Raw genomic sequence first — 1,459 nt, 5'->3', positions numbered from 1 at the left:
TCGTCAAGCCATCTGCAATCGTGCCTGTCACCACATCCCGGTTTACAAAACGGCGAATTTCCGGGTTGTAGTACCGCGAACGCATTTGGTATAAGCCGTTCGGATCGGTCTGCACCCCATCACGTCCGTCGTATTGAAACGGCTGATTTGTGGTGCCGTCGTGATGGAGTTCCTCGCCGTACGTATCGTAGGTATATGTGTCCGTCACATTGCCTTTCGCATCCGTTAGCGCAATCGTACTGCCACGTAAATCGTAATGGTACGTCTGCATGTTGCCACTAGCATCGTAACGGCTAATTAAGCCCAGTCCATACACATACCATGCGGTGGGATTACCATTACCCTCCGTTTCCATCCACACCTGTGACAACACCGCTTGCGGGTTGATGATCTGTTTCGTCGTTACACCGTTAACGGTAATCGATGTCCGATTGTTTTCGTTATCGTAGCCATAGCTTACACCACCAGCCGCGATCAATCGATTCCTGGCATCATAGTGGTAATCTTGCAGGCTGCCTTGCAGCATATTGCCTTCTGCGTCATACTGTACCGCTTGTCATTGTAGAGAAGACAAATTTAAAAAATCAACCTTGAGTGACATAGATTCACTCAAGGTTGATTACGAAAATGTGTACCTTAAATTCTTTATTTCTTAATTTTTTTTCTATCCAACCCTAAATTCTCAACAACATTGTTCTCTTTATAGTCAATCATTGCTCTGAAGTCTCCATTTGGACAAAAAACAGAGGGATGTTTTCCACTACCTAATTTGTTTATCATAAGCAGTTCACCACAATTGGGACAGTAAACTTTTTCTCCAACCATTGCTCTATCAACAATATTTTGCAAAGTTCTAATTTCTTTTATAAATTCATTTTCATTCATATCTTTTCTCCTCACCTTTAAGGTAACTCCGGATAAAGTTTTTTCACCTGATTGATAATATTTCGAATCTCCCCAAATGATAAATTTGGATTCAGGTGTTTCGCTTCTCGCATATGTGCGATCACTTCTTCACGACGAGTATAAACTTTGGAGTTGATGATATTGTGCGTAACTTCATGTATAATAGTTTGTGCGGTCTTTTGTAAAGATTGTGTATTTGCTACATAAACAATAGATTTATCAGCTCCAAACGCCTCTCCATAAACTCCTTGTTTTTTACTGTAATCTAGTAGTACTCTAATTCCATTTTCTCCAATTAAGTCAAGTGTTTCTCTCCCAATCTCCGACTTTCTAATTTCACGATACAAATTTTTAGGAGCAATCCGCTGACCATTTAATGCAAAATCATTTATAAACATTTCACTTGGTCTAGCATATCTGCTACCTTCAACCGCCTCTTTCCCAACCTGCTTCCAAACCCACGCCCCACCATCAATCGCTTCCTTCGCCGCGAGCGTCCCCCATAGCTTCCCTTCCGGAAGTACACTCAGCAATACCCCCGCACCTTCCGCTA

The 1,459-nt window shown here is 42.1% G+C and carries 3 protein-coding genes; all 3 read right to left on the bottom strand.

Going from position 1 to position 1,459, the window contains the following annotated elements; all coding sequences use genetic code 11:
• On the bottom strand, positions 1 to 526 hold a 526-nt coding region (locus tag U1I11_RS21610), incomplete at its 3' end, for an RHS repeat-associated core domain-containing protein (protein WP_322908157.1).
• A 119-nt stretch (positions 527 to 645) separates the two neighbouring features.
• On the bottom strand, positions 646 to 885 hold the full coding sequence (locus U1I11_RS21605; protein ID WP_322908156.1) for a hypothetical protein: 240 nt from the start codon (positions 883 to 885) through the stop codon (positions 646 to 648).
• 17 nt (positions 886 to 902) lie between these two features.
• Positions 903 to 1,459: hypothetical protein (locus tag U1I11_RS21600; protein ID WP_322908155.1), on the bottom strand; the 557-nt coding region annotated here is incomplete at its 5' end.

This window comes from Paenibacillus campi (genome assembly GCF_034659835.1).
Taxonomy (GTDB): Bacteria; Bacillota; Bacilli; order Paenibacillales; family Paenibacillaceae; genus Saccharibacillus; species Saccharibacillus campi.
This window is presented reverse-complemented; position numbering and strand designations above follow the sequence as displayed.

Bases quoted from the DNA above. Each gene is read 5' to 3' on its own strand.
- U1I11_RS21605 (WP_322908156.1), bottom strand. From the start codon at position 885: ATGAATGAAAATGAATTTATAAAAGAAATTAGAACTTTGCAAAATATT.